The organism is Pseudomonas sp. GM102, assembly GCF_000282555.1.
In the GTDB taxonomy this organism is placed as follows: domain Bacteria; phylum Pseudomonadota; class Gammaproteobacteria; order Pseudomonadales; family Pseudomonadaceae; genus Aquipseudomonas.
This window is the reverse complement of sequence record NZ_AKJB01000080.1, coordinates 1-4,611: the sequence shown is the minus strand read 5'-3', so window position 1 is coordinate 4,611 and position 4,611 is coordinate 1. Positions and strand designations below refer to the sequence as shown.

Below are 4,611 nucleotides of genomic sequence, written 5' to 3'. Positions count from 1 at the left end.
TTGATGAGCCAGTTATCACCGGTCTGAATGTTGAAGTCATTACTTTCAACAATCAATAGAGCATCATTGTTGTCCAGGAACGGGTCGTTCGGATCGGCTGGGTCGTTGGCGATAAGGGCCTCGTACTTGGTTCCAACAAGATCGGTGTTGACCGTATCGTTCTCGTACACATCGCCTTGGTCGACGTAGATGGCACGTGTTGTAGTGATGGAGGGATCATCTGCATCAGCAAGGCTGACTATAAGCAAAAGATCATCGCTTTCAGTCTCGTAGCCATCGAACTTGATAAAGAAATCGGTCGCGTAACTAAAATCGTCGGCGCCCAGATCTCCTTTCGGATCAGTCTTGAAGAAATTGATGTTGGCCGCTTCACCTGCCTGGATCGTATTTCCGGAGACACCCAGAGCAGTGCTGGACAAGGTTACAGGGGCCTGCGTGCCGCTCACCAGCTCACCCTCCGCCACGGCACTATTGCCGCCGGCACTCAGTGGTGCCTCGAAGCCCGTGATCTGGATGAAGAAACCTTCACCAAGCTTCCCAGTAGCCACAGGTGATGGGCCACTGGAAGGGCTCATGCCACCCACGTCATACGTTTCGTATCCAGTGCCTTCGCCCAGCGTGACGTCTTGCGTCGTTTGCAGCGCATCCATCTCGAAGGTGTAGGTGTCATTGGCTTTGTCAAACACCAGCGTGCCTTCCACCAGTTCAGTCGCGGTGGCAGCATTGCGATCGTGATCGTATTTGAACGACACATCAAACGTGGCAGCGGCGAGACTCTCTGAATCCCAGGTGACCGTTGGATCAACGATCGCAGCATCGTTCGCCGAACCAGAGAGGGCGAGTTCGGCAAAATCGCTGTCCGCTGCCGAAGAGTAGGTCGGCCCGCGCTTGTCCGCACCTATCGAGTAGGCGAAGTCACCCGAAAAGGTCCATGACGTCGCACCCAAAGTGGGATCGACATCCTGCACAGGGGCTGTCTCTATAACGGGCGTATCGTCATCGACGTTGATCCCCAGCGTGCCGTCGGCCGTATCGCCATCACCATCGGTCACCCGATAGCTGATAGTGAACGCCTGGTTGTTCTCGTTCAGACCCGCCGCATGAGCGATCGGATTGTTTTGCACCACCGAGTAGGCACCTGTTGCCGCAACCATCGTCAGGGTCAGCACCGTGGTCGTGCCCTGCTTGACCAGCAAACTGGAGCCATCGGCCACATAGGTGAAGCCTGTGGGTGCGCCGCTGGTCAGATAGGCCACCGTGCCGGCTCCGTCCTGACCAAAGTCGTGGCCCAGCGTGCCGCTTGCGTTAGCCGCGTCTGCATCGTCGTCCGTGCCGCCAGAATTGCCACCGGTGAGTGCATCGTCGTCGAGCAGCACCGTGCTGTTGGCTGACGCCGCCGGCCCGTCGTCGTCGAAGTTGATGTCGCCACCGATACCGACGCTGTCGGTGCTGGTGTCGCCGTCGCCGTCGGTCACCGTCACCACTGCGTTGATCAGGCCGGCCAGATTGACCTGATCGTCATGGGCCGCCGCCGAGCTGCCGGCGATAGGGTGCGTGAGCGAGACATACTGCGCCACCGCCACGTTGCCGTCCTGCAGCAGCGCAATCGCGAACGCCGCCGGATCGGCTCCCGTGACCGTGCCATTGGCCACGTCATAGCGGCCGATAATCAGATTGCCTTCCTTGAACAGCTTGATGTCCTTGCCATCGGTGGTGTTGAGCAGCGAGTCGGTGCCGTCGCCGCCCACAATCGCCAGTGACAGCACTTTCGTCGCACCCTCCTGGTCCTGGCCAAAGCTGCTGAGCGCCGTAGTGGCCAAAGGCGTGGTGCTGATCGCGAACTCCGTTGGATTCAAGTCCGTGCCCTTGTTCAGCACTTCCGTGTCGAACAGCGCCAGAACCGCCGCCGCATCGCTGTCGTTATCCTGGTTGCCGGCCGTTTCGTCGATCGTCACTGAGCCGCCACCATCGGCCACATCCGCGCTTGGCCCGTCGTCGTCGAAGTTGATGTCGTCGCCGATGCCGACGCTATCGGTGCTGGTGTCGCCGTCGCCGTCGGTCACCGTCACCACCGCATTGACCAGGCCGGCCAGATCGACCCGGTCGTCATGATCCGCCGCCGAACTACCGGCGATAGGGTGCGTGAGCGAAACATACTGCGCCACCGCCACGTTGCCGTCCTGTTGCAGCGCAATCGCGAACGCCGCCGGATCATCTGCCGTGACCGTGCCATTGGCCACGTCATAGCGGCCGACAATCAGATTGCCTTCCTTGAACAGCAAGATGTCCTTGCCATCGGTGGTGTTGAGCAACGAGTCGGTGCCGTCACCGCCCACAATCGCCAGCGACAGCACTTTCGTCCCGCCCGCGGCGTCCTGGCCAAAGCTGCTCAGTGTCGTGGTGGCCAAAGGCGTGGTGCTGATCGCGAACTCGGTTGGATTCAAGTCCGTGCCTTTATTCGTTACTTCTGTGTCGAACAGGGCCAGAACCGCTGCCAGATCGCTGTCGTTGTCCTGGTTGCCAGCCGTCTCGTCGATCGTCACCGCGCCGCCGCCATCAACCACGTCCGCGCTCGGGCCGTCGTCCTCGAAGATCATTTTGGAGCCGATTTCGGTTTTCGAAACAGAGGCCTGGACCAGCGTGAAACCACCGATATCAAAATCGGCGTGGGCATTGCCCTTGGCGTCGAGGGCCGCTCCGTTCTCGATGAGCACGCGGTTGTGATCCGACGCTGTGGTGTATTCAATCTGGTAGCCGGCTTTAATGCCGGTGATGGTTGCAACCCCACCAGTCAGGGTGATGGTAATGGCCGGATCATTCACCGATCCGTTTGAGTTCTCGATCACCTGCCCGGTGCTGATGTTGAAGACCCGAACATTGGTGATGGCAACCGACGCATCACCCGCATAGCCGTCGATGAAAGCCGCGCCAGATTCAACAGCGGTGCTGAATGCGCTGATTTTTACCACAGCACTCTTGCCGCTTTGCAACTGCACGACGTCGAAATTGGCCATCTTCGCATTGAAGACGCCGGTAAAGTCGATGTTGGATTCAACATCTGCTTCGTTCTGATCCAGGTTAGGAATGGTCATATCCTGCCTGGCACCTGTGACGAACGAATAACGGATGCCCTCCTGTTCCGTAATCATCTGGCTGTTGGTGCCAAAGGTGGTAGGGCCACCCGCTTGGCTGGTATTGATCGTGTCGCCAGTCGTTATATTGACGCCAGTTGACTGATTCGCCGGATCCTTGCCGGTGGCGATGATCACGGGATCCGTGATCCGCAAGACACCATCGACAGTTGCAGTTGCCGGGTTCGCTTTGGTGAACATCAGGAAGAGGTTCTGACCGGAGGGCGCATTGGCCAGGCTGAATTCCAGGTCCTGACTGGCTCCGACGAACACCTTATCCAGCAGATTGAGCGAATCATCGGGATTCGTCCCATCTGGATGCTTGAGCGGTTGGTACTCCACGGTCCAGATCTTGCCGCCCGAGACCGGCGATCCGGTTTCTTCGATATAGGCGGCGAACACGATCGCGCCGGTCGAGCCACCGGCTCGGCCCAGAACGATGTTGTCGTTGTTCGCATCCGTGTAGAGAAGGATGCTGGTGCCATCGAGGGTATCCAGACCGCTGTCCAGACCATTGAGTGGTGCGCCGGCGCTGTCGACGAAGCTGATATTGGTAATGCTGGCTCCGGGGTCAGTGGTGACGGTGAACGCATTGCTGCCTGTGTTACCCACGGCACCGGTATAACCACTCAACGCTGCCCCCGTTGCGGTACCGGCGCCCAGGGCGGTCAAACGGGTAGCGAAGGTCGAGGGCAGGGAGGCCACCAGAATGTCGTTGTCGTCAGCGTCTCCCGGTGGGGTTGGCGTGGCGGTGAGATTCTGTAACCCGGACGTTTCGTCTAGCGAAACGTTCACACCGGTGGTTCCAATAGCCATGATTTTTCTCCAGAGCAATTGCGGTCATCTTGGCCTGACCGTTGACCATTGGCCGCAACTATGGATAAGCGCCGGGTATTGCGCATCGGCCGATACTCCCAAACGGGGTGGGAGTTTCAGACTACTTGGAAGGGGGAGACGGGATGAGGACGCGAAGGAGCGGCGCGATGAGTACAGGGTCCATGGATCAACCATGAGCTCTGATCAGAGAGGGTGTTGGGGACTCGATTCCGTTTGGCCACCGACATTGGATACCGGGAGGTAGACCGGAAATGGAAAGCCCCGCTGCCTTGTGGGCCGCGAGGCTAACCAATAAACACCTCCTGAAGAAGTCATGCAAATTAAGGGGTCAGACGTAGTCTCCCGGTGCAACTTCGGTTGCAAGATTGACACCGAACAATACGATCACCGTGTCGCCAGCATTACCGCGCGAGACAGGTTTTACATCCTGTCGCGCGCGTACTCTTCCTGGCGGATCAAAGCACCAAATCTGTCGGTGCCAGGTTAGTCACTCCCACCAGTTCGACCACGACAGGATTTTCGATATCAATCGTCTGGACATCGGTGAAATCGCTATCCCTATCGACGACCTTGAAATCCAGCGTCAGATCAAGGGTAGCGGGTGTAGTCGTGGTGGTGGAAAAACCAGCATCGATGATCTTCA

Annotated in this window: 2 protein-coding genes; both read right to left on the bottom strand. The window is 58.3% G+C overall.

The annotated features are described in order from the left end of the window. Positions 1-3,947 (bottom strand): DUF5801 repeats-in-toxin domain-containing protein (locus PMI18_RS31585; RefSeq protein WP_007903435.1); only part of this gene is annotated, 3,947 nt, incomplete at its 3' end. 476 nt (positions 3,948-4,423) lie between these two features. Further along, on the bottom strand, positions 4,424-4,611 hold a 188-nt coding region (locus tag PMI18_RS09505), incomplete at its 5' end, for a hypothetical protein (RefSeq protein ID WP_007903433.1).